Source organism: Dyella sp., assembly GCF_036384435.1.
Taxonomy (GTDB): domain Bacteria; phylum Pseudomonadota; class Gammaproteobacteria; order Xanthomonadales; family Rhodanobacteraceae; genus GSA-30.
This window is the reverse complement of record NZ_DASVMI010000069.1, coordinates 1-2601: the sequence shown is the minus strand read 5'-3', so window position 1 is coordinate 2601 and position 2601 is coordinate 1. Positions and strand designations below refer to the sequence as shown.

The window sequence follows — 2601 nt, the reverse complement described above, 5'->3', positions numbered from 1 at the left end:
GGCACGCGCGACGCCTACCTAGCCATCCGCTCCGATGACCAGTTGGAAAATCGCTTCGAGCCGATGATGCTGCCGGTATGGGAGGCCAACGACGATTGCTGCTCACTGCTGGCCAGCTTCGCCGCTTCGCTCCCGCTGCGCCGGCCTTCCCCAATTGCCACGCTGGACATGGCTCGCTACCTGCTCACACGCAGCGAGGGCACCATAGGGGAACTGGCGCACTTGCTGATGGCGGCGGCCATCGTCGCCATGGAGAGCGGCGAGGAAGCGATCAACCATCGCACTCTCAGCATGGCCGTTTACACCGGACCCAGCGAGCGGCGGCGGCAATTCGACCGGGAACTGATGTGAAGCCTGCGCCGCGCTGGCCGCTGCATCCCGCCCCGAAAGAAGGCGAGGCGCTGTCCTCATGGCTCAACCGCGTGGCCCTTTGCTATCACATGGAGGTGTCCGACCTGCTGGAGCACGATCTTGGTCACGGCCAGGTTGATGACCTGGATACCGCGCCACCACTGTCGCTGCTGATGATGCTCTTCCAGCGGAGCGGCATCGAGCTGGACCGGCTGCGTTGCATGAGTTTCGCCGGCTGGGTGCCTTGGCTACTGGATAGCCTTGATGATCAGATTCCAGACGCATTGGAAACCTATGCGTTCCAGCTCTCGGTGCTGCTGCCGAAACTCCGCCGTAGGACGCGATCCATCACGAACTGGCGTGCCTGGCTGCCCAGCCAGCCGATACATCGCGCCTGTCCGCTCTGTCTGAACGACCCGGCAAACCAAGCCGTACTGCTTGCATGGAAGCTGCCCCTGATGCTGAGCTGCCCGCTGCATGGTTGCTGGCTGGAATCCTATTGGGGCGTGCCTGGGCGGTTTCTCGGCTGGGATAACGCCGACACTGCGCCGCGCACCGCCAGCGACGCGATTGCAGTGATGGACCGGCGTACCTGGCAGGCACTGACGACCGGCCATGTGGAGCTGCCGCGCCGACGCATCCACGCTGGATTGTGGTTTCGGCTAATACGCACGCTGCTCGATGAGCTGAACACCCCGCTTTCGACGTGCGGAACCTGCGCGGGGTATCTCCGCCAAGTATGGGAAGGCTGCGGGCATCCGCTGCGTGCTGGGCAAAGTCTGTGGCGACCGTATGAAACCCTGAACCCGGCAGTACGATTGCAGATGCTGGAGGCGGCGGCAACGGCAATCAGCTTGATTGAGGTGAGGGATATTAGCCCGCCAGGCGAGCATGCAAAGCTGTTCTGGTCCGAGCCCCAAACCGGGTTCACCAGTGGCCTGCCGGCGAAAGCGCTGAAGCCCGAACCCGTCGATCACTGGCAGCGTGCGGTCAAGGCCATTGATGAGGCCATCATTGAAGCGCGGCACGGCCCCGAGACGGCACGCTCGCTGTTCGCGTTGGCTTCCTATGGTCGGCGCGACCCCGCTTCCCTGGAACAGTTGCGCGCTACCTTCGCGAAGGAAGGCATCCCCACGGAATTTTTGTCACATTACGAGCCTGATGAGCCCTTTGCATGTCTTAGACAGAATGACGGGTTAAGTGACAAATTTTGACGACCAGAACTTTCCGGTTCACACTGTCACATAATCGAACGTATACGTGACGGGTGAAAAGGTGCTGATCGGCTACATGCGGGTATCGAAGGCGGACGGATCCCAGTCCACCAATTTGCAACGCGATGCGCTCATCGCCGCTGGTGTGAGCCTTGCGCACCTTTACGAGGATCTGGCCTCGGGCAGGCGCGATGATCGCCCAGGGTTGGCTGCTTGCCTGAAGGCGCTTCGTGAAGGGGACACGCTGATCGTGTGGAAGCTCGATCGGCTTGGCCGTGATCTGCGCCACCTGATCAACACCGTGCACGACCTAACTGCGCGTAGCGTGGGCCTGAAGGTCCTGACCGGTCACGGTGCGGCGGTCGACACGACGACTGCCGCCGGCAAGCTTGTGTTCGGTATTTTTGCCGCGCTGGCCGAGTTCGAGCGTGAGTTGATTTCCGAGCGAACAGTCGCTGGACTTATCTCGGCGCGCGCTCGCGGCAGGAAAGGGGGGCGCCCCTTCAAGATGACCGCCGCCAAGCTACGCCTGGCGATGGCCAGCATGGGGCAACCGGAAACCAAGGTGGGCGATCTCTGCGAAGAACTCGGGATTACCCGGCAGACGCTCTACCGGCACGTGTCGCCCAAGGGCGAACTGCGGCCAGACGGCGTAAAGCTGCTCTCCCTCGGTTCAGCCGCATAAATGGAGGCGACCTGGAACGGGGCGCTGTTCAGTGCGGCAACGATCCGATTACCGGTGTCGACCCAGAGCAGCCGTAGAGCTTTTGGGAAAGCTGTCGTTCAACGCCTGAATTAAGCCGCGCCGCGTAGCGGCGTCGGCTTGAATGAACTGTTAGCCTCACCTACGCCTTGACAGGGTAGCGGCTGGATATGGCGATACGGTTCCCTGTGCTGATGACAACGGCAAGCCATTCAATAGCCGACACCTCTTCGTTGGTGAGAGTTGCTGCGGCTTGCTCATAGATCGCATCCGGAAGTTGGCCCTCGGAGATCAACGTAACTGCCTCCACAAGTTCCAAGGCGGCGCGCTCTC

The 2601-nt window shown here is 61.7% G+C and carries 3 protein-coding genes and 1 pseudogene; 3 read left to right on the top strand and 1 reads right to left on the bottom strand.

What is annotated here, in order from left to right; all coding sequences use genetic code 11:
- The 3 genes from VF436_RS06250 to VF436_RS06240 all read left to right on the top strand — a co-directional run.
- The coding region (locus VF436_RS06250; protein WP_330903144.1) for a TniB family NTP-binding protein at positions 1-351 on the top strand (351 nt) is incomplete at its 5' end.
- The gene (locus VF436_RS06245) at positions 348-1565 is read left to right on the top strand and encodes a TniQ family protein (protein WP_137821423.1); all 1218 of its coding nucleotides are present in this window, start codon (positions 348-350) and stop codon (positions 1563-1565) included. The genes VF436_RS06250 and VF436_RS06245, both read left to right, overlap by 4 nt.
- Positions 1566-1626: 61 nt before the next feature.
- Positions 1627-2250, top strand: a complete 624-nt coding sequence (locus VF436_RS06240) for a recombinase family protein (protein WP_003155741.1) — start codon at positions 1627-1629, stop codon at positions 2248-2250.
- Positions 2251-2410: 160 nt separating this feature from the next.
- Here the strand turns inward: VF436_RS06240 and VF436_RS06235 are convergent.
- Positions 2411-2601, bottom strand: a pseudogene (locus tag VF436_RS06235) (carboxymuconolactone decarboxylase family protein); the annotation flags it as partial.